The following is a 20,442-nucleotide window of genomic DNA, read 5'->3' on the forward strand; positions in this document are numbered from 1 at the left end:
ACCGGGTCGCCGTGGGGCGTCGCCCACCTCGAAACCGCGTCAGGGTACCGTGGTGCGGCGTCCGGCGCCAGTGGATCGCACCCGAGGCGCGTGCCCGGCCGCTCGCGGACAGCCGCATGTCGTGGTGGTGGACCGGTGCCGGGGCGGGGCGAGCCCCTCGCGACGCGCGGGTCGGCGGCCTCAGGCGTCCCGGCGCGGCCGGGCGGTGATGCGCCAGTCCCGGCCCACGGCACGGATATCGAGGATTTCCAGCGGGCGCTGCTGCTCCATGCGCTCCAGCCCCGGCAGGGCGAACAGCGGCCGGGCCTCGCCGCCGAGCAGCGTCGGGGCCACGAACAGCTGCATCTCGTCGACCAGTTCGGCATCCAGCATGGCCCCGGCGAGCGTCGCGCCGGTCTCCAGCAGCACCTCGTTGACGGCCTCCTGCCCGGCCAGGTGGGCGAGCAGCGCCGCCAGGTCGACCCGGCCGCCGGCGGCCTCGGGCAGCGGCAGCACCTCGGCGCCGGCGGCCTCGAGGCGGGCCCGGCGCTCGACGTCTTGCCCCTCGAGAGTCGCCACCAGGGTACGGCCCGGCTCGCGCAGGCAGGCGGCGGCCTCGGGCAGGCGCAGCCGAGAGTCCACCACCACCCGCAGCGGCTGGCGGGCGGCGATGGCCTCGCCCTGGGGCAGCTCGAGCTGGTCGGCACGCACCGTGAGCCGGGAGTTGTCGAAGATCACCGATTCCACGCCGGTCATCACCGCGCTGGAGCGGGCGCGCAGCCGCTGCACCTCACGCCGCGCCCAGGGGCCGGTGATCCACTGCGACTCGCCGGAACGCATGGCGGTGCGGCCGTCGAGGCTCATGGCCATCTTCAGCCGCACGAAGGGCCGACCACGGGCCATGCGGGCGATGAAGCCGGGGTTGAGGGCCCGCGCCTGCGCCTCGAGCAGGCCGACCTCGACCTCGATGCCGGCCTCGCGCAGTCGTGCGATGCCTCGACCGGCCACATGGGGATTGGGGTCCTGCATGGCCACCACCACCCGTGCCACGCCGGCCTCCACCAGCGCCACGGCGCAGGGGCCGGTGCGGCCCTGGTGGGAGCAGGGCTCGAGGGTGACGTAGGCGGTGGCCCCCCGGGCCGCCTCGCCGGCGGCGCGCAGGGCATGGATCTCGGCATGGGGCTCACCGGCCCGCTGGTGCCAGCCCTCGCCCACCCGCCGGTCGCCCTTGACCAGCACGCAGCCCACCCGGGGGTTGGGATCGGTGGTGTAGAGGCCTCGACGCGCCAGCACCAGGGCGCGGGCCATCCAGGCCTCGGGGGTCCGCGGCGCCGTCATGAGTGCCCCGGCTCGTCGGGACGGAAGCTCGGCTCCTGGGCGAGTCGATCGATCTCGGCCCGGAACTCGTCGATGTCCTGGAAGCGCCGGTAGACCGAGGCGAAGCGGATATAGGCCACCTGGTCGAGCCGCTTCAGGGCATGCATCACCTCCTCGCCGACGTCCCGGGCCTGGACCTCGCGCTCGCCGCGGGCCCGCAGCGTCTGGCGGATGCGCTCCACGGCGGCCTCGATGGACTCGGCGCTGACCGGTCGCTTCTCCAGGGCGCGCAGCATGCCGGCGCGCAGCTTGGCCTCGTCGAACAGCTCGCGGGAGCCGTCGGCCTTGATGACCCGGGGCATCACCAGCTCGGCGGTCTCGTAGGTGGTGAAGCGCTCCCCGCAGGCCGCACACTGGCGCCGGCGGCGCACCTGATCGCCCTCGGCGACCAGCCGGGAATCGGTCACGCGGGTGTCATGGGCGCCGCAGAAGGGGCAATGCATAGCGGGTATCCGACGTGGCAGGAAACGGTGTCGCCGTATTGTAACGGGTTTGGAGCCCTGACGCCCAGCGAACCCCCGGGGCCGGAGGCTGTCTCCATGGGGTCACCCGTTCAAGGAGGATCCCCATGCCGCCCCTGTCCCGCGCCCTGCTGCCCGCCGCCCTGCTCTTGCCTCTCGCTGCCGCCGCCGAGGAGCGCCCGGCACCGCTCGCGGCCCTGGAGGCCCAGGGGCTGACGGTCCATGGTCGTTTTGCGGCCCCGGGCGGGCTCGACGGCTATGCGGCCAGCGCCAACGGCCAGGCGATGACCGTCTTCGTCACCGCCGACGGCGAACATGCCGTGGTGGGCAACCTGGTGGATGCCGAGGGCAACAACCTCTCCGCCGCCCCGCTGGAACGGCTGGTGCATGGCCCGCAGGATGCCGAGACCTGGGCCTCGCTGGCCGACAGCGCCTGGATCCTCGACGGCCGTGACGACGCCGAGCGGATCGTCTATGTCTTCACCGACCCCAACTGTCCCTACTGTCGGCAGTTCTTCCAGGCCGCCCGCCCCTGGGTCGAGGCCGGCGAGGTGCAATTGCGCCATGTCATGGTCGGCATCCTCGAACGCGACAGCCCGCGCCTGGCCATCTCGCTGCTGGCCGCCGACGACCCGTCCGCGGCGCTGGCGGCCCATGAGGCGGGCACGCCGGTCGAGCCACTCGACGCCCTGCCCCGCCGCTGGGAGCTGGCGCTGCAGGAGAACCACACCCTCATGGAGCGGCTCGGCCTGGTGGCCACGCCGGGGCTCGTCTACCGGGTCGACGACCGCCTGCGGACCGCCCAGGGAATGCCCTCCGAGGAACGCCTGGCCGAGATCCTGGGCCCGCGGCCCTGACGCGATCTGCCGGGTGCGCTCGCCGGCTCGCCTACCCGACCTACGACGCCGGCCCTGCCGCTTGCTGCAGGTAGGATAAGCCGAAGGTGCCTCCGACACTCGGGCGCCCGACGTCGCGCTACCACGCGAACCTCTTCAGCCCTGCGGTGGCAAGGCCCGGGCCAGAAACCAGCCCGCCACCATGGCCGCGAGCATGGCGGCCAGTGGCCAGGTGATGCCGACCACGGAGGCGAAGGCCGGACCGGGACAGTAGCCGGACAGCCCCCAGCCGATGCCGAACAGCGTCGCCCCGCCGATCAGCCGGCCGTCCAGGTCGCGCCGCGTGGGCAGCTGGAAGGCCGCGGCGAACAGCGGGTTGGGCCGGCGCAGGGCCAGGCGGTAGCCGACGAAGTTGGTGACCACCGCGCCGCCGAGCACGAACATCAGCGTCGGGTCCCAGGCCCCGAAAAGATCCAGGAACCCCAGCACCCGGGCCGGGTCGGTCATGCCGGACACGGCCAGGCCGAGGCCGAACAGCAGCCCGGCGATATAGCCCATCAGGGGTCTCATGCGCCACCCCCGATCAGGTGCCGGACCACGAAGACGGTGACGATCGCCGCCACCAGGAAGGTCAGGGTGGCCGCCAGGGAGCGCGGCGACAGCCGGGCCAGGCCGCACACCCCGTGGCCGCTGGTGCAGCCGCTGCCGATGCCGGTGCCCACGCCCACCAGCAAACCGGCCAGGAGCATCAGGCCAACGCCGCCGGCGGGCTCGCCGATGACCGCGCCGGGCCGGCCGAGGACGTTACCCAGCTCGCCGCCGGCGAGCGCCAGCGCCAGGGGCCCCGAGATCAGGCCCAGCAGGAAGGTCAGGCGCCAGGCGCTGTCGCCGCGGGGCCTGGCGGTGACCAGGGTGCCGATGATGCCGCTGACGCCGGCGATGCGGCCGATGGTGACCATCAGCCAGGTGGCCGAGAGCCCGATCAGCACGCCGCCGACCAGGCCGTGCAGGCTTGCCGTGATATCCAAGGCGTCTTGTCTCCCTTAGTGGTGGGGTTTGCAGGTCTCGCGACCCAGCTCGAGTCGCTGAATCTTCATCGACGTCTCTTCCTCGGGGTCAGAAACGGTTGATCGGTACCTTGAGGTACACCTGGCCGTTGTCCTCGGCGGGCGGCATCCGGCCGGCGCGCATGTTGACCTGCACCGAGGGCAGGATCAGCCGCGGCATGCCCAGGGTGGCGTCGCGCTGGGTGCGCATCTTCACGAAGTCGTCCTCGCCGATGCCGTCGTGGACATGGACGTTGTGGGTGCGCTGCTCGTCCACGCTGGTCTCGTGCTGGTACTCCTCGCGGTCCGGGGCCTTGTAGTCGTGGCACAGGAAGAGCCGGGTCTCGCCGGGCAGAGCCAGCACCTTCTGGATGGAGCGGTAGAGGGTGCGGGCATCGCCGCCGGGGAAGTCGCAGCGCGCCGTGCCGTAGTCGGGCATGAAGAGGGTGTCGCCGACGAAGGCGGCATCACCGATCACGTAGGTCAGGCAGGCCGGGGTGTGGCCCGGCGTGTGCAGCACCCGCGCCTCCAGGCCGCCGATGGCGAAGGTGTCGCCCTCCTCGAAGAGGCGGTCGAACTGGCTGCCGTCCCGGGCGAACTCGGCGCCGGCATTGAAGGCCTTGCCGAAGATCTCCTGCACCTCGGTGATGCGCCCACCGATGCCGGTCATGCCGCCGAGCTTCTCGTGCAGGTAGGGCGCCGCCGAGAGGTGGTCGGCGTGCATGTGGGTCTCGAGCACCCACTCGACCGTGAGCCCCTCCTCACGCACGTAGGCGATGATCGCGTCGGCGGAACGGACGTCGGTGCGCCCGGCCGCGTAGTCGAAGTCGAGCACCGAGTCGAGGATCGCGCAGGCCGTCGAGTCCGGGTCGCGGACCACATAGCTGAAGGTGTTGCTGGGCTCGTCGAAGAAGGCCTCGACGATGGGCTGCTGGGACATGGTGTGCCTCCGTTGGCAGCGAAACTGTGGGAGACGCGGGGTCGGAGCGTCACGCTTGTGCGGATATGACCTCATCATGAACGGATTGTTTGTTATAACATAAGAACTATTTTTCATTAAAAGCCGAGCCGCCACTCTCCCGCGCCATGTCGGGGGGAACCGACTGCAGGGGCGGGCACGGGCTTCCGTCCACGCCCCCATCCGCCCCGCGAAGCGGCATGTGCAGGCGGGTCACGGAGGGCGGGGGACCGCCCTACCACCAGGATAGTTGCCCCACCATGGCGTCTGGGGCGGGGCAGTGTGTCGGGGACTAGAGCTCGATGCGCTGACGGTAGACCGGGATCTCGGCCTCGATGCCACTTGCGGCCAGCACCGTCTTCAGCGCCTGCGAGGCCTGGGGTTCGCCATGCACCAGGTAGAAGCGCGGCTGGCCATGGAAAGCGCCGGCCCAGCCGATCAGATCGCTCTGGCCGGCATGGGCCGAGAAGCCCCCCAGGGTATGTACCCGGGCCTTGACGGCCAGGTCCTCGCCGAGCACCCGGACCCGCTCGGCGCCGTCGACGATCTCCCGGCCCAGGGTTCCCTCGGCCTGGAAGCCGACGATGACCAGCCGGGTGCTGGAGCGTTCGAGGTTGTAGCGGAAATGATGGACGATGCGCCCGCCGTTGCACATGCCGGCGCCGGCGATGATGACGGCACCGCCATGGATGCGGTTGATGGCCATGGATTCCTCCACGGTGCGGGTCAGGCGCAGGATCGGCAGGTACTGTCCGGGATCGCCGTGGGCGGCGACGTTGAGCACCTCGAGGTCCTCGGGGTCGAGCGATTTACGTTTGCGGGCATAGAGCTCGGTGACGCGGATCGCCATGGGGCTGTCGAGGAAGACCATCTGCTGGCGCAGCCGCCCCTGGTGATAGAGCACGCTGAGGTGGTAGAGGATCTCCTGGGTGCGGCCCACGGCGAAGGCCGGGATCAGCACATTGCCGCCGTCCCGGTGGGCCTCCTCCAGCACCTGGGCGAACTCCTCGAGGGTCTCCGCCAGGGGCCGATGGTCGTGGTCACCGTAGGTGCTCTCCATCAACACCAGGTCGGCGTCATAGACCTTCTCGGGGTGCTTCATCAGCACCGAATCGGGATTGCCGAGATCGCCGGAGAACACCAACCGGCGCTGCTGACCGCCGGAGGGGATGGCCAGTTCGACGATGGCCGACCCCAGGATATGCCCGGCATCGCGGAAGACCAGGGTCACGCCGCCGGGCAATGCCACCGGCCGGCCGAAGCGGTGAGGCTCGCAGAGCGACAGCGTCAGCGCGACATCGTCCTCGTCGTAGAGCGGCTCGATGGCCGGCTTGCCGGCCCGCCCCCGCCAGCGGTTCTCCCATTCCACGTCCTTGGCCATCACGAAGGCGGCGTCGACCAGCATGATCTCGAGCAGCTCGGCGGTGTCGGCGGTGCAATGGATCGGCCCGCGGTAGCCCTCCCGCACCAGCTTGGGCAGCAGGCCGGCATGGTCCAGGTGGCCGTGGGACAGCACCACCGCCTCGAGCTCCGTGGCCAGACGCCCGAACGGCACGGCATTGGCCCCCTCGACATCGCGGCCGCCCTGATGCATGCCGCACTCCAGCAGCAGCCGGTGCGGGCGCGGCTCGCCATCCACCTCCAGCAGGTAGCGCGAACCGGTCACCTCGCCCACCGCCCCCAGAAACGTCAGCGTCGACATGCCCCCTCCTCACGATGTGGTGGTTTCCCGCTGTCAGCATAACGAAGCCCGGGGAGAGGCGCCTCAACCTGTCGGGAAGCCCGCCCCCTCGACGCCCGGACCTCGAACAGCGGCCCCGTCCTGGCCCTGGCGCGGAACGCACGACGCCCCGTCCCGGGCAAGCCGGGACGGGGCGTCGTGTCGGACAGCGGCCGGGCAGCGCCCGACGCGGCTCAGCGGTAGACGGGGAAGCGGGCGCAGACGGCCTCGACCTTGCCCTTCACCTCGGCCTCGATGGCGGCGGTGTCGGAGCCCTCAGCCATCACGTCGAGGATATCGCAGATCCAGCCGGCCAGGTCGTGGCACTCGGTCTCGCCGAAGCCGCGGGTAGTGACCGCCGGGGTGCCGATGCGCAGGCCGGAGGTCACGAAGGGGCTCTGCGGGTCGCCGGGCACGGCATTCTTGTTGACGGTGATATGGGCACGGCCCAGGGCGGCGTCCGCGTCCTTGCCGGTCAGGCCCTGCTTGACCAGCGACAGCAGGAAGAGATGGTCCTCGGTGCCGCCGGAGACGATGTCGAAGCCGCGCTCGATGAACACGCCGGCCATGGTCTGGGCGTTGGTGACCACCTGCTGCTGGTAGGCCTTGAACTCGGGCGCCATGGCCTCCTTGAAGCAGATCGCCTTGGCGGCGATGACATGCTCCAGGGGACCGCCCTGGATGCCCGGGAAGACCGCGGCCTGCAGCTTCTTCTCGATGTCGGCGTCGCCCTCGCTGGAGAGGATCAGGCCGCCACGCGGGCCGCGCAGGGTCTTGTGGGTGGTGGTGGTGACCACGTGGGCGTGGGACAGCGGGCTCGGATAGACCCCGGCGGCCACCAGGCCGGCGACATGCGCCATGTCGACCAGCAGGTAGGCGCCCACCTCGTCGGCGATCTCGCGGAACTTCGCCCAGTCGATGATCTGGGAGTAGGCCGAGAAGCCGGCGATGATCATCTTCGGCTGGTGCTCGCGGGCCAGCTTGGCGACCTCGTCGTAGTCGATGCGACCGTTCTCGTCGATACCGTACTGCACGGCGTTGTAGTGCTTGCCGGAGAAGTTCGGCTTGGCGCCGTGGGTCAGGTGGCCGCCGGCGTCCAGGCTCATGCCCAGCACGGTGTCGCCCGGCTTGACCAGCGCCTGGAAGACGGCGCCGTTGGCCTGGGAGCCGGAATGGGGCTGGACGTTGGCGTAGGAGGCGCCGAACAGCTGCTTGGCGTAGTCGATGGCCAGCTGCTCGACGATGTCGACGTATTCGCAACCGCCATAGTAGCGCTTGCCGGGATAGCCTTCCGCGTACTTGTTGGTCAGTTGGCTGCCCTGGGCCTCCATCACCCGGGGACTGGCGTAGTTCTCGGAGGCGATCAGCTCGATGTGCGCTTCCTGACGCGCGCTTTCCTTCTGCATCGCATCGAACAGGGCGTCATCGAAACCGGCAATCTGCATATCACGGCTGAACATCGGCGGGAAACCTCGCATCACGGGAGAATCGAAGGACGTCATGATACCCCAGCCCATGACGGCTTTCACATGAAAGCCCGTCATGGTGCGCCCCATCATTTCTCATGCGAGCTTCAGAAATACTGAAGGGTCAGTGCGTCTCCACGCGCATCGACAGCTTGCTCGGCAGCATCAGCGGGTCGTCGGCGAGCTTGTCCATGCCGGTCTCCGCCGGCAGGGAGAGATGGATCACCAGCTCGCTGGCCTTGCCCTCCATCATGTCCACCACGCCGTCGAGGATGGCCCCGAACTCCGCCCCGAGCATGGTCCCGAAGCCCTTGGCCTGGGTCCGCGCCTGGGCCAGGAAGTCGGCCTCGCTGACGCCCCGGCTGGCCGCCATCACCGCCGGCATGCGCCCGAACAGGCCGAGCTCGGTCAGGGTCGTCTCGATCTCGCCGCCGAGCAGGGTGACGCCCTCGAGGCTGTTCATCTCGGCCAGGTAGGTCGACGGCTCGACCCCCTCGGGCAGGCGCACCGGCAGCTCGGTATCGATGGTCCAGCGGAAGGCATCGCCGGCGGTGATCCGGCTCTCGCCGGTCAACAGGCTCTCGGGCCCGACGGTCTGCCACTCGCCGTCGAAGGCGGCATCGACCGTCAGCCGGCCGCTGCCGCCGGTGAGCACGTTGCTGGCCATGCGCAGCTGGGTCTGCTCGTTCTCCGGGGCCAGCTCGACCATCCGCGCCAGGTCGAGCTCGAGGGACTCGAGCCACATCCCGCCCCCGCCGTCGGTCATGTCGCCGTCGAGACGCAGGCGCTCGAGGGTCGCCACCAGCCGCTCGGCCTCGATGCTCAGGTCGCTGAGCTCCAGTCGCTCGAGGGTCCGCTCCTCCTGCTCCCGGTCGAGCCCGCGCAGCCCCGCCAGGCTGATAGACGCCAGCGAGAAGTGGCCGTCGCCGATGTCCTCCAGTTGCTCCCCGCTGCCACGGATGCCGGTCATCTCCAGGCGGCCGATGGCCTGGCGAGAGAGCTCGGTGGCATACAGGTGCTCGATGGTCAGCCGCCCGGTGGCCGTGCCGAGGAAGACCTCCTTGCCCCCCTCGACCCGAGTGCGCGGCGTCTCGCGGCTCATCGCCAGGCCGTCGATGGTCAGCTCGGCGGCCGCGAGCTCGCCGTCCAGCGGCAGGTCGTGCAGGGCCAGCAGCGGCCGGGAGGGCTCGCCGACCACCAGCCGCTCGGCGCTGATGACGCCCGGCTCGTCGTTCTGGGCCTCGAGGCGCAGGCCTTCCATCACCACCTCGTCGGGCCGGTCGTAGTCGCCCTCGACCGTGTAGCGATCGAGCCGCAGCCGGTCGCCGTTATCGCCGACGAAGACCAGGTCCTCGGCGGTGGTGCTGCCGCCCAGCAGGCTATCGGAGACCTCGCCGATGGACAGCTCGCCGGGCGTGTCGGCGAACAGCGCGCGCAGGTCGGCCTCGAGCCGCTCGGCATCGGCCAGGGCCGGGCCGGACAGCCCCAGGAGCAGCGCGGCCAGCGCCGCGCCCCGGGTCAGCGTGGTGGACATGACTGTCACCTCCTCTGTGATCGATGATGCGATGCGCCCTCCGGGCGCCCCTCGCTCGGGCGCCGCGAAGCGGCGTTCGAGCAGGGCCTTGACGTGGTCGAGCACGGCGTGGCGGGCGCGGCGCTTGTCGTTGGCGTCGATCAGCGCCCAGCCGCCGCCGACGTCATGAGTATGGACGAACATCTCGTCGGTGGCGCAGCGCTTCCTTCATCCCTCCTCCCTGGCCCGGTGATTCCTGCCGGCGTCAGGTCTCCCCCAGCAGGCCGAGGCTCGCCGCCGGTGCCTGGCGGCGCAGGCCCCGGGACAGCAGGTGGCCGATCACGCCGACCGTGAGGGCGCCGCCCAGGGGCAACCAGGCCCATAGCCCCCAGTGTACCCGCGGGACGAGATCCAGCCAGCCCCAGTAGAGGCCGGCCACGGCGAGCTCGGCCAGCAGCGCGGCGAGCAGGCCACTGGCCAGGCCCAGCAGGGCGAACTCGGCGCCCTGGACGCGGGACAGCAGCCGATTGCCGGCGCCGAACACCCGCAGCAGGCCGGCCTCGTGGGCGCGCACCGGGAGGCTGGCGGTCAGCGCCGCGTAGAGCACGCTGATGCCCGCCAGGAGCACGAAGCCGAGCACCAGCTCCACGGCCCGGGTCACCTGAGTCAGCACCTCGCGGACCCGGGCGAGGATCGCCTCCACGTCGAGCAGGGTGACCGCCGGGAACTCGTTCACCAGCCGACGCAGGGTCTCCCGATCGCGGCCGTCGAGGTGGAAGGCGGTGATGTAGCTGTGGCCGAAACGCTCCAGCACGCCGGGGGGGAAGATCACGTAGAAGTTGGGCCGGAAGCTGTCCCAGTCCAGATCGCGCAGGCTCGTCACCTCGCCGACGATGGTGTCGCTGCCGATGCTGAAGGTCAGGGTATCGCCCAGTGCCAGCCCCAGCCGCTCGGCGAGCCCGCTCTCCAGCGAGATCGGCACCGATGGGGTCCGGCCGTCGGCCTCGACGGCCGAGAACCAGCCCTGGCGGGCCGCGGGCGGGGGTGCCGCGAACCACTCGCCGGCCACCAGCCGGTTGCCCTCCGGCAGGGTCTCGCGCCAGGTCAGGTTGAGCTCGCGGCGCAGGGCGTTGTCGCCCCGGGCTTCCTCGGGCACGGCCTCCCGGGGCGGGCGGCCGTCGATGGCGGTGATGCGTCCGCGCACCATGGGATAGAGGGCGGTGCGGGCCTCGGTGGCCCCCGCCAGGGCCGTCTCGAAGGCCTCCCGCTCGCCGGGCTGGATGTTGATGGCGAAGTGGTTGGGGGTGTCCTCGGGCAACTGGGCCTGCCAGGCGCTGAGCAGGTCGCCGCGCACCAGGGCGATCATCGCCATGGCGAAGAAGGCCACGGCGAAGGCCAGCAGTTGGCCCAGGCTGGAGCGGCGCCGCCGGGCCAGCTGTCGCCCCCCCAGGCGCAGCGCCTGCCAGGCGCCCTCGCCGCCCCGCTGGGGCAGCCGGGCGCAGAAGCGCAGCAGCAGGGCCAGCAGGCCGCCGCCGAGGCCCCACAGCGCCACCAGCGCCAGGCCGCCGCCCACCAGCAGGGCCAGGGATAGGCCAGGATCGCCGGAATACAGCCACAGCAGGGCCCCGAACACCGCCGCGGCCACCCCCACCACCAGCCAGGCCGAGGGCGGCAGCGGATCCAGCTCCCGACGCAGCACCTTCAGTGCACTGACCCGGCGCAGCCGGAGCAGGGTCGGCCCGGCGAAGCCGCCCAGCACGGCCAGCGCCGTGAGCCCGCCGAGCCACAGCGGGGTGAGCCCCGGGGGCGGCAGCTCGACCGGCATCACCGCGGTGAGCAGGGCCAGCAGGGCCGCCTGGCCAGCCAGGCCCAGCAGCGCCCCGAGGGCCGAGGCCGCCAACGCCAGCCACAGCAGCTGGAGCGCGAACAGCCGCACCAGGGTCCGCTGGCTGGCCCCGAAGCAGCGCAGCAGGGCCGCGGTGTCCAGGTGGCGCTCGACGTAGCGGCGGGTGGCCATGGCCACGGCCACCCCGGCCAGCAGCACCGCCGCCAGGCCGGCCAGGCTCAGGTAGCGGTCGGCCCGCGCCAGGGCACTGCCCAGCCGGGGGCGATCCCGGCGCACGTCGCGCACCTCGACGCCGTCGCGGCGCAACCGCTCGAGCAGCGGATCGAGCCCGGCCACGGCCTCGGCGGGGCCGGCGGCCAGGATCTCGTACTCGATGCGCGACCCCGGCTGCACCAGGCCGGTGGCCGGCAGGTCGTCGACGTGCATCATCAGCCGCGGATTGAAGCTGCCGAAGCCCGCCGAGGGATCGGCCTCGCGCTCGATGATGCCGCCCACCGCGAGGGTGACCCGACCGACCCGCAGGCGGTCGCCGGGGGCGAGGTCGAGGAGCAGCGCCAGCCGCGGGGCGACCCAGACCCGCCCGCGCAGCGGCCCGCGGGCCAGGGCCTCGACGCCCTCGCCGCGGTCCACCCGGGACACGCCGTAGTGGGGGTAGGCGTCGTCCACCGCCTTGAGGCTCGCCGGCTGGAAGGCCTCGCCGCGACTGACCATGGACACCATGTCGACCTGGTCGGAGAGCGCGAGCCCGGCCTCCTCCAGGGTCGCGCGCAGCGCGGCGTCGAAGGGCCGGGACTGCTCGAGCACCAGGTCGCCGCCGAGCAGCTGGCCGGCCTGGCGGGTCAGGCCGCGCTCCAGGCGATCGAGGAAGAAGCCGATCATGGTCGCCGCGGCCACCGCCAGCACCAACGCCAGGAACAGCGCCCTGACGTCGCCGGCCCGCAGGTCGCGCCGCAGGCCGCGCCAGGCGAGGCCCATGGCGCCGGAGGCCCGGCCGCTCATGGCGCGACCTCCGCCGGGTCGCCCTCGGCGAGGCGCCCCGCCACCAGGTGCAGGCAACGATCGCAGCGCCGCGCCAGGGCGTGGTCATGGGTGACCAGCACCAGGGTGGTGCCGGCCTCGCGATTGAGGGCGAAGAGGGTGTCGATGATCCGCTCCCCGGTGGCCGGGTCGAGGTTGCCGGTGGGCTCGTCGGCGAAGACCAGCTCAGCGCCGGTGACGAAGGCCCGGGCCAGCGCCACCCGCTGCTGCTCGCCGCCGGAGAGCTGCTTGGGCAGGTGGTCCAGGCGCTCGCCGAGGCCCACCCGGTCGAGCCACTCGCGGGCCCGGGCCGGCGCCTCGCCGTCCCCCGACAGTTCCAGGGGCAGCAGCACGTTCTCCAGCGCCGTGAGGGTCGGCAACAGCTGGAAGTTCTGGAACACGAAGCCGACGCGCCCGGCGCGCAGCCGGGCTCGGCCGTCCTCGTCGAGCTCGGCCAGGGAGGCGCCGAACAGCCGGAGCTCGCCGCCGCTGGGGGCGTCGAGCCCGGCCAGCAGGCCGAGCAGGGTCGACTTGCCCGCCCCGCTCTGGCCGAGGATCGCCACGCTCTCGCCGGGGAACACCGAGAGGTCGAGATCACTCAGAATGGTCAGCGAGCGCTCGCCACTCTCGACCCGCTTGGTGAGGTGGGCGGCGTGTAGGATGGGCGAGGCATCCGCCGGAAAGGAATTGGACATGACGAAGCGCTTCCCTGTTGGTCGACATCACACGGCACTGGGCCTGCTGTGGCTGATCCTGCTGCTGGCCGGCCCCCTCCAGGCCGCGGAGCGCCCGGTGCTGCTGGTGATGGGTGACAGCCTCAGCGCCGCCTACGGCATCGAGCGCCAGGCCGGTTGGGTCAGCCTACTGGCGACACGGCTGGCGGGCGAGGCCCGGGTGGTCAACGCCAGTATCAGCGGGGAAACCACGCGGGGCGGGGCGACGCGCCTCCCCGAGCTGCTGCGACAGCATGCCCCGGCTATTGTTCTGCTCGAGCTCGGCGGCAACGACGGCCTGCGCGGCCTGCCTCCGGGGCAGATGCGCGCCAACCTGGCGGCCATGATCGAGGCGAGCCGGGCCGCCGGGGCCGAGGTGCTGCTGCTCGGCATCGACATCCCGCCCAATTACGGCCCGGCCTACCGCGATGCCTTCACCGGCGTCTACCGTCGGCTGGCGGACCGCTACGGCGTCCCGCTGGTGCCCTTCCTCCTCCAGGGCGTGGCCCTGGAGGAGGAGCTGATGCAGGCCGACGGCCTCCATCCCACCGCTGAGGCCCAGCCGGCCCTGCTCGACAACGTCTGGCCGAGGCTGGCCCCGCTGCTGCGTGCGCAGGGCATCGAACTGGCCGCGCGTCAGGACTGAGCGTCGACCGGGGTGGCCGGGGCCTTCTGCCACTGCTGCAGGCCCAGGCCGCCGAGGATCAGCACCAGCCCGACCAGGGTCGAGGGCAGGATCGGCTCGCCGACGATGACGTACAGCAACACCAGCGACACCGGCGGGGAGAGGAAGATCAGGTTCGAGACCTTGGCCGTGCGCGATACCGTATGCACCGCCAGCTGCCAGAGCACGAAGGCGATCCCCATCTCGAAGAGTCCCACATAGATACCGGCCGCCAGCCCCGTGCCGCCGACCCACTGGAGGCCCGGTCCCAGTACCACCAGGGCGGTGAGGACCGGCACCCCGACGCTGAAGTTCTGCCACTGGGCCACCAGCGGGGAGCGGTGATCCCGGGCATTGAGCAGCCAGTAGAGCGCCCACAGCAGGGTCGAGACCAGCGCCAGGCCGACCCCCAGCGGATCGGCGAAGGCCACGTCGAGGACCCGGCCGCGGGTGGCGATGACCCAGACCCCCGAATAGGCGATCAGGCCCGCCAGGATGTCCATGCGGGTCAGCCGCTGGCCGAGGATGGGCACGGCCAGCAGGGCCATGGCCAGGGCCCACGTGTAGTTGAGCGCCATGGCCTCCTGGCCGGGCAGGCGATCGTAGGCGGCGAACAGCACCAGGTAGTAGGCCACCGGGTTCATCAGCCCCGCCCAGGCGGCGGTACGCCAGCCCCGGCCCAGGGCCTCGCCGAGCAGCCCACGGCGGACCACCAGGGCGCCGATCAGCGCCCAGGAGACCAGCGAGGCGATCCACATCAGCTCCAGCGGCGTCATGTGCTGCAGCGCCACCTTGAAGGCGGTGGCCACCGTGGACCACAGGCCCACGGCCCCCAGCCCGAAGCATATTGCGCGGCGATCCGGTGTCATGACAACTCCCTTTCCTCGTTTCAGTCCCTTCCCTCGTTCACGCCATCCCGGGATGCGCACAGGGCAAGCGCAGTTGGGTCTGGCGAGGGGGTCCGGGGACAGATCATAGAGGGGGTCCTACGCCAAGGATGGCGTCGGTAGCGCCCAGGGGGGGTCACAGCGCCCCTCGTAGACCTGTTGACGGATCAGCCCCGACTAGCTGGATAGCCTTGGGGATGCGCAGCCCGCAACCTTATCGATCGATATGGCCCAGATCCCGGGCGGGATCGAGGCGGTCGCGGACCCCCTGCTTGAGGGCCTTGATGTCCGGGAAGCCGCCGTCGCGCTTGCGCTCCCAGAGGCTCTCGTCGTCGCAGAAGATCTCGAACTCGCCGCCGTGGGACGGCACCAGGGCCACCTCGTCCAGGTCCTCGCCGAAGGTGGAGAGCAGTTCCTGGGCGTACCAGGCGCTGCGCAGCAACCACTGGCACTGGGTGCAATAGTGAATCCGGATGCGTGACATGGGCCCTCGCCTGTCGCAAGAATGATCGGGCCATGATACCGCCAGGGAGGTTCGATGGCCCAGCCCGAGATCAGCCAGTCCCGCCTCTACGAGTGGCTCACCGGCGACGAGGACAGCCGGATGTGCCGGGACATCCCCGACGAGGCCTGCCGGGAGCAGCCGCGCAACTTCTTCCTGCACCTCGGGGCCGCACTGGGCAACAAGCTTGCCGACGAGCTCGCCAGTGCCCGGCTGGTGCTGCCCTGGCTGCTCGGGGTGATCGGGGCGCCGCTGTGGATGGTCGGCCTGCTGGTGCCCATCCGCGAGGCCGGGGCCCTGCTGCCCCAGCTGTTCGTGGCGGGCCTGATCCGCGGCCGACCGATCCGCAAGTGGGTGTGGGTCACAGGCGGCCTCCTCCAGGCCCTGGCCGCCGCGGCCCTGGCCCTGCTGGCCCTGGTCGGCGGCGGCAGCCTCGGCGGGGCCCTGGTGCTCGGCGTGCTGGTGGCGCTGTCGCTGGCCCGCGGCCTGTCATCGATCGCCACCAAGGACGTGATGGGCAAGACCATCGCCAAGCAGCGCCGCGGCACCCTGATGGGCTGGAGCGGCAGCGTGGCCGGCGCCGCGACGCTCGCCGCCGGCGGCGTGCTGATGCTGTTCGAGGACCGCCCCGGGGAGCTGGTCCTGGCCAGCCTGCTGGTGGTCGCCGTCCTGGGCTGGTCCGTCAACGCGCTGTGTGCGGCCCGCATCCGGGAGACCCCCGGCGCCGTCGAGGGCGGCGGGAACGCCTGGACGGCGATCCGCACCGGCCTGCGGCTGCTGCGCGAGGACCCTGCCTTCCTGCACTTCAACCTGTCCCGGGCGCTGTTGCTCGCCAGCGCCCTGGCCCTGCCCTATGTCGCCCTGCTCGGCCAGCAGCAGAGCGGTGCGGTCCTCGGCGGCCTGGGCGTGCTGATCGTCGTCTCCGGGGTGGCCGGCATGCTGGCCAGCCCCATCTGGGGCAAGCGCGCCGATGCCTCGAGCCGTACGGTGATGCGTGACAGCGGGCTCGGGACCGCGGCCTGCTGCCTGCTGGGGGCGCTCTTCGCCTGGTGGCCGGCGGCCTGGACCCAGACCGTCTGGCCCTATGCGCTGGTCTATGCGCTGCTGGTGATCGTGCACTCCGGGGTACGCCTGGGGCGCAAGACCTATCTCGTCGACATGGCCGGAGCCGAGGACCGGGCGCTCTACGTGGCGCTGTCGAACACCCTGACCGGGGTGCTGATGCTGGCGGTGGGCGGCCTGGTCGGCGCCCTGGCCCAGTGGCTCGGCACCGCGGCCCTGCTGGCGGTGCTGGCGGCCACGGGCCTGGCCGCCGCCGCCAGCGCCCGACGACTGCCCGAGGTGGAATAGCGCCGCGCCGGGCGTTGAAATCTCGCGTCCGGCTGGCCATGCTGTTTCGCAACAGGGAGCCGGCGACACCGGCCGGCACCATGACAGGCACCGCGACAGGAACGCCCTGATGAAACGATCCCCCTTGATCAGCCCGGAACTGCTCGAACGCATCGTCGATGCCTCGGCGGATGGCATCGTGGTCGCCGAGCAGGAAGGCGACGAGAACATCCTCATCTACGTCAACCAGGGCTTCGAGCGCCTGACCGGCTACAGCGCCGACGAGATCCTCTACCGCGACTGTCGCTTCCTGCAGAACGAGGACCGCGACCAGCCGGCGCTGGCCATCATCCGCAAGGCGCTCAAGGAGGGCCGCCCCTGCCGCGAGGTGCTGCGCAACTACCGCAAGGACGGCACCCTGTTCTACAACGAGCTCTCGATCACGCCCCTCTATGACGAGGACGACAACCTGACCTACTACATCGGCGTGCAGAAGGACGTCACCGAGCGCGTCGAGGCCCAGCAGGAACTCGAGCGCCTGAAGGCCGAACACGGCCTGTCCTGAGCCGCCTCCCCGCCCTCCTCCCCCGCGCGTAAAAAGCCCGCCAGGGGGTTGCGCTTTCGCGTTTCCCGTCTTATATAGCCGTCAGGCGCCCGCCAACCGGCGCCGGATGAGGCCTCGCGACGCGCGGGGCAATGCTTGGAGCGTCGCTCGCCGCGAGCGGCACCTGGCCATGGGAGGACTTCGCATGCGCCCCGAATCCCTTCACGACGACATCTACGACGAGGACGACCACGACGACGCCGTCAATGACGACGACTATCGCCGTGCCCGCCCGGCCAGCCGCGCCGAACAGCTGCGCGCCCGACGGCGCCTGGAGGGCCTGCTGGAGGAACGTCGCCTGAGACGTGCCATCGAGGACGACTGGGCCCTCGATGAAGAGGAGTAAGGCCTGAGGGTCGAGGGCCTCGCTTCCTCGCCCCTGGCCTTTCCCCCTCCCGGCCACTATCATCGAGGGCCACCGATTCCTGCAATCCCGAACCTCCAACACTAGTGAGATTCCATGGCGCAATGTCCCGGAAATACTGATGGAATTTTGTCACCCACATGACCTGCTGGCCCAGAGCCCCCTTGGTACCTGACACCAGGGGGCTACACATCTCGACACCTAGCCTAACAGCATCGACATTCTGTAACGTATTGCGCTCATCTGGCACCAAAAGGTTACAAAACACCCTTTCAACATAATTCCCTAAAGCGGTAATGAGGAGCGTGCAGCCATCGTAGGATCTGCTATCGGTCGACACGAGCCACATTTGGTAGCCGTAGGATATCCGTGGCATTGAGTCTTTTCCACTAATCAAAATGATACTCATGAGTGATCTTGCTCAGCCCACACTACCACGCTGTCAATATTCTCCGAGCCAGCCTGCACTGCCCATGTCACCGCCAATGAAGGCAGGCTGATTTCCATCTGTTCGGGTTTTATCGTCTGGATCAGTCTCACAAGGTCGAGTGCAAGCCATCGCCCTTAGGCGATTAGGAGCCCTACTATACATTGATTAAATCTAAAGTTGGCACCATAATCACGATTATCATTCACCAGCACAAGGAATTACATGTCTATTCTCACCAGCTATATGCACAAGGAACAGCAGCTCAAGCAACTTCAGGAAGAGCTGGACAGGCTCAAGAATGATGATCGCCTCAAGGTCGAGATTCAGTTCAAAGAAAAACTTGAGGCTCTGATGCGTGAGTTCGACAAATCAGCTGCAGAAGTCATCAAGCTCCTAGATCCGCAGCAGTCCGCTACCAAGGCCTCTAGTACCATGAGCACTGGCCGTGCTAAGCGCAAGCTGAAGATCTACAAGAACCCTAACACCGGAGAAGTCGTAGAGACACGCGGCGGCAACCAGAAAACGCTGAAGGCGTGGAAAGATGAGCACGGCGCTGAGACCGTCGAGGAGTGGTTGATGAGAACGGAAGATTAACCCAGCTTATGCCCTGCCAACCGAAAGTATGGTGGCAGGGCCGCTTTCGGCCAAGAACGGACGTTGAGAACACCCTGATATATAATGGACCGGGCCGTCAGCCGCCGCCGAAGGCGGCCGGTTGCACGACCCGGTTATACGGTATCCGTGATCTGGACCTCTGAATTACAGTGTCTCGTCATCCAAGGGCCCGCGCTCAGGCCTCAACGAATATAGAACGTCATAGACCTCCCTGCGGACATCGACTGCCTCGTAGGCCTGAGGAATGCTTTTGGCAAGATCGGAGTCCTTGAATTGTGAGAGTGACTCGGCGCTGTCGAAGAAATAGATTCCGCATACATCTCCTGTCTCTGGATCCCGTCCATACACTTTCTGAAGAAGTCCTGGCACCTCCTGAAAACGAGGGCGTCTCTCAAGGAGTCGTCGTTCAAACTCACTGCGCTCCAGGTCGGACTTGATACGTACATATAGGATATTGGCCATTAGCGATCACCTCCGAAAGCTGAGTCTAGACAGCCGTCTTGACCTGGCGGCGTCAGCATAATAGTGATCAGATCGCACGCTCTATTATGGAGTTGTCCTTCTGGTACGCTCAAGTCAATAAACGCGCACCCTTTCATCCGTACCCCTCTGAGAATAACAGATACTAAATCCAACTTGGTTAGTAGAAAACTAATAAACTTGCCGGCACCATTCTCCGGGAAATCTGCTGAGGGTCGTCAACCGACGACCCTTGTCATGAGCGTAGCCTAAACTTCCCCATCCGGCCATAAGCTGACATCCAGCGATCGCTGATATAGCAAATATGGGTACGTCCTCGATTACTCCCACTTCGCTATCATGAACTTCACTTGTAACCGTTCAAGTAACTTAAATAGCTTGAAAGCCCATCAAGGTCTGGAAAAATCGTGCCCGGGTGAATTCCATATTTTATGAGCTTTTCCAAAAAATATTTTTTCCGCTCAGCAGGGATGACGATTTTTTTGATTGACGGAGACTCAAGCTTCATATTGCTGGTAGGATGGATTGTAAACATCCCCGACTGAGACGTTACCCTTTTAGTTGCGTGAGAGGGGAAGAATGCAACAATGTCCGTTAATTTTGAAGCGTCGAGTTCTTCCTCTTTCCTAAACCGACCCACATCGTAAACATAAATTGCCGCATCGGATCCAGTTAGACTTTGGACAGCAAAAAAACATGCAACAAGTGGGCTTAGACTCCAATCTAACTACCTTGTAGGAAGGCCGTGATGCTGAGCAATCGTGAGCCACTCGATTTCATTCTCTGGGTTACTGCTTAGATATGGTTTTGCATGAGTTTTAAAAACCCACATCAGATTATGTTCGCGAACATCTGCCGATTCAACATCTACATGCCGGAAAAGAGAGGGAAGCAGAGGATACTCATGATTAGAAACGCCTCTACATAAAGCCGTCTTGCTAATGCCGTCAATTGCTTCATCGAATTCTGGGAATGTTTCTACAACAACGAGATTTTCACCTTCTTCATATCGCGTAAGGTCTGACGTTATCTTCTTAGTGCTTTCACTTATGAGAGCAAGCAATAGATCTGCGATCAACTCAGCCCTAAATAATGCTCCAGCATGCTCATTTTTAGAGGTTTTCACGTAATATCTTTGGCAGAGTTCTCGCAAGCTATTATTTTGCTTTGGATGCCTTTCGTTTCCAACAAGAAGAATGTCTACAATGTCATTGTTTAAACCATCATTATTTTTATTAGCAACGTTAGACAACGAGATCTCATGATGAATAAACGAAAGAAAAAAACCTGCGTCATATGTGACCACCTCGTCATATCCGACGAAATCAAGGAATGCATTTAAAATATCGGAAAAAACTGGCTTCCCTACTAGAAGCTCGTCAACTATACCATGCCTTTGAATGGCAGATTCATCTATAGTGCGTTCTGGATTTATGTATTCATGGTAATGTCGACCTGTTATCCGTTCGTTAACGAGTTCAACACATCCTATCTCAACGATTCTGTGCCCGTCTTTCGGGTCATCACCAGTTGTTTCTATAGCAATGGCAACCTGTCTCAAAACTTAACACCCCCAACCATATTTTTAAGATCGCTCAATTTATGATGAACTGAAATCACTGATTACATTTTCTG

At 67.6% G+C, this 20,442-nt stretch carries 20 protein-coding genes; 6 read left to right on the forward strand and 14 right to left on the reverse strand.

Translation table 11 applies throughout. From position 1 onward, the window contains the following. Positions 1-180: 180 nt before the first annotated feature. Positions 181-1,317 (reverse strand): bifunctional diaminohydroxyphosphoribosylaminopyrimidine deaminase/5-amino-6-(5-phosphoribosylamino)uracil reductase RibD, encoded by a 1,137-nt coding sequence (gene ribD, locus OCT48_RS14450; RefSeq protein ID WP_263589827.1) that lies wholly within the window; start codon positions 1,315-1,317, stop codon positions 181-183. Beyond that, positions 1,314-1,799, reverse strand: coding sequence for a transcriptional regulator NrdR (nrdR, locus tag OCT48_RS14455; protein ID WP_263589828.1), 486 nt, complete (start codon positions 1,797-1,799; stop codon positions 1,314-1,316). Before nrdR ends, ribD begins: the two co-directional genes overlap by 4 nt. 125 nt (positions 1,800-1,924) lie before the next feature. Between nrdR and dsbG the strand changes: the two genes are divergently transcribed. Continuing rightward, entirely contained in the window at positions 1,925-2,674 is a 750-nt protein-coding gene (gene dsbG / locus OCT48_RS14460; RefSeq protein ID WP_263589829.1) for a thiol:disulfide interchange protein DsbG, read from the forward strand. Positions 2,675-2,809: 135 nt separating this feature from the next. Here dsbG and OCT48_RS14465 read toward each other — a convergent pair whose 3' ends face one another. The 8 genes from OCT48_RS14465 to OCT48_RS14500 form a co-directional block, all read right to left on the reverse strand. Next, positions 2,810-3,223 carry a DUF6691 family protein gene (locus OCT48_RS14465; protein ID WP_263589830.1) on the reverse strand — a complete coding sequence of 138 codons (414 nt, stop codon included), beginning with the start codon at positions 3,221-3,223 and terminating at the stop codon, positions 2,810-2,812. Next, on the reverse strand, positions 3,220-3,681 hold the full coding sequence (locus tag OCT48_RS14470) for a YeeE/YedE family protein (protein ID WP_263589831.1): 462 nt from the start codon (positions 3,679-3,681) through the stop codon (positions 3,220-3,222). The genes OCT48_RS14465 and OCT48_RS14470 overlap by 4 nt, the downstream gene beginning before the upstream one ends. 88 nt (positions 3,682-3,769) lie before the next feature. Continuing rightward, on the reverse strand, positions 3,770-4,639 hold the full coding sequence (locus OCT48_RS14475) for an MBL fold metallo-hydrolase (protein WP_263589832.1): 870 nt from the start codon (positions 4,637-4,639) through the stop codon (positions 3,770-3,772). 310 nt (positions 4,640-4,949) lie between these two features. Beyond that, a complete protein-coding gene (locus OCT48_RS14480) occupies positions 4,950-6,359 on the reverse strand; it encodes an MBL fold metallo-hydrolase RNA specificity domain-containing protein (protein WP_263589833.1) in 1,410 nt (469 codons plus the stop codon). Between the two features lie 212 nt (positions 6,360-6,571). Beyond that, the gene (gene glyA / locus OCT48_RS14485; RefSeq protein ID WP_263589834.1) at positions 6,572-7,837 is read right to left on the reverse strand and encodes a serine hydroxymethyltransferase; all 1,266 of its coding nucleotides are present in this window, start codon (positions 7,835-7,837) and stop codon (positions 6,572-6,574) included. Positions 7,838-7,967: 130 nt separating this feature from the next. After that, a complete protein-coding gene (locus tag OCT48_RS14490; protein WP_263589835.1) occupies positions 7,968-9,560 on the reverse strand; it encodes a hypothetical protein in 1,593 nt (530 codons plus the stop codon). A 61-nt stretch (positions 9,561-9,621) separates the two neighbouring features. Further along, complete coding sequence (locus OCT48_RS14495) at positions 9,622-12,201, reverse strand: ABC transporter permease (RefSeq protein ID WP_263589836.1); 2,580 nt, start codon at positions 12,199-12,201, stop codon at positions 9,622-9,624. Next, positions 12,198-12,914 (reverse strand): ABC transporter ATP-binding protein, encoded by a 717-nt coding sequence (locus OCT48_RS14500; RefSeq protein ID WP_263589837.1) that lies wholly within the window; start codon positions 12,912-12,914, stop codon positions 12,198-12,200. The genes OCT48_RS14495 and OCT48_RS14500 overlap by 4 nt, the downstream gene beginning before the upstream one ends. Here OCT48_RS14500 and OCT48_RS14505 point away from each other — a divergent pair. Continuing rightward, positions 12,913-13,578, forward strand: coding sequence for an arylesterase (locus OCT48_RS14505; protein WP_263589838.1), 666 nt, complete (start codon positions 12,913-12,915; stop codon positions 13,576-13,578). The two genes, OCT48_RS14500 and OCT48_RS14505, sit on opposite strands and share 2 nt — an antisense overlap. Here the strand turns inward: OCT48_RS14505 and OCT48_RS14510 are convergent. Continuing rightward, positions 13,569-14,465 carry a DMT family transporter gene (locus OCT48_RS14510; protein WP_263589839.1) on the reverse strand — a complete coding sequence of 299 codons (897 nt, stop codon included), beginning with the start codon at positions 14,463-14,465 and terminating at the stop codon, positions 13,569-13,571. The two genes, OCT48_RS14505 and OCT48_RS14510, sit on opposite strands and share 10 nt — an antisense overlap. A 232-nt stretch (positions 14,466-14,697) precedes the next feature. Next, the gene (locus tag OCT48_RS14515; protein ID WP_263589840.1) at positions 14,698-14,967 is read right to left on the reverse strand and encodes a SelT/SelW/SelH family protein; all 270 of its coding nucleotides are present in this window, start codon (positions 14,965-14,967) and stop codon (positions 14,698-14,700) included. A 54-nt stretch (positions 14,968-15,021) separates the two neighbouring features. Between OCT48_RS14515 and OCT48_RS14520 the strand changes: the two genes are divergently transcribed. The 4 genes from OCT48_RS14520 to OCT48_RS14535 all read left to right on the forward strand — a co-directional run bounded on the left by OCT48_RS14520 (position 15,022) and on the right by OCT48_RS14535 (position 18,306). Then, positions 15,022-16,335 carry an MFS transporter gene (locus OCT48_RS14520; protein WP_263589841.1) on the forward strand — a complete coding sequence of 438 codons (1,314 nt, stop codon included), beginning with the start codon at positions 15,022-15,024 and terminating at the stop codon, positions 16,333-16,335. Between the two features lie 109 nt (positions 16,336-16,444). Beyond that, positions 16,445-16,879 (forward strand): PAS domain S-box protein, encoded by a 435-nt coding sequence (locus OCT48_RS14525; protein ID WP_263589842.1) that lies wholly within the window; start codon positions 16,445-16,447, stop codon positions 16,877-16,879. A 184-nt stretch (positions 16,880-17,063) separates the two neighbouring features. Beyond that, positions 17,064-17,264, forward strand: a complete 201-nt coding sequence (locus OCT48_RS14530; protein ID WP_263589843.1) for a PA3496 family putative envelope integrity protein — start codon at positions 17,064-17,066, stop codon at positions 17,262-17,264. Between the two features lie 670 nt (positions 17,265-17,934). Further along, the gene (locus tag OCT48_RS14535) at positions 17,935-18,306 is read left to right on the forward strand and encodes a histone-like nucleoid-structuring protein, MvaT/MvaU family (RefSeq protein ID WP_263589844.1); all 372 of its coding nucleotides are present in this window, start codon (positions 17,935-17,937) and stop codon (positions 18,304-18,306) included. A 165-nt stretch (positions 18,307-18,471) separates the two neighbouring features. Here OCT48_RS14535 and OCT48_RS19625 read toward each other — a convergent pair whose 3' ends face one another. Both OCT48_RS19625 and OCT48_RS14540 read right to left on the reverse strand, forming a co-directional pair. Further along, positions 18,472-18,789: a YdhR family protein gene (locus OCT48_RS19625; RefSeq protein ID WP_183385274.1), complete on the reverse strand. Its 318-nt coding sequence runs from the start codon at positions 18,787-18,789 to the stop codon at positions 18,472-18,474. A gap of 745 nt (positions 18,790-19,534) precedes the next feature. Further along, the gene (locus OCT48_RS14540) at positions 19,535-20,368 is read right to left on the reverse strand and encodes an exonuclease domain-containing protein (RefSeq protein ID WP_263589845.1); all 834 of its coding nucleotides are present in this window, start codon (positions 20,366-20,368) and stop codon (positions 19,535-19,537) included. Positions 20,369-20,442: the final 74 nt, after the last annotated feature.

It is taken from the genome of Halomonas sp. M4R1S46 (assembly GCF_025725685.1).
Classification (GTDB): Bacteria; Pseudomonadota; Gammaproteobacteria; order Pseudomonadales; family Halomonadaceae; genus Halomonas.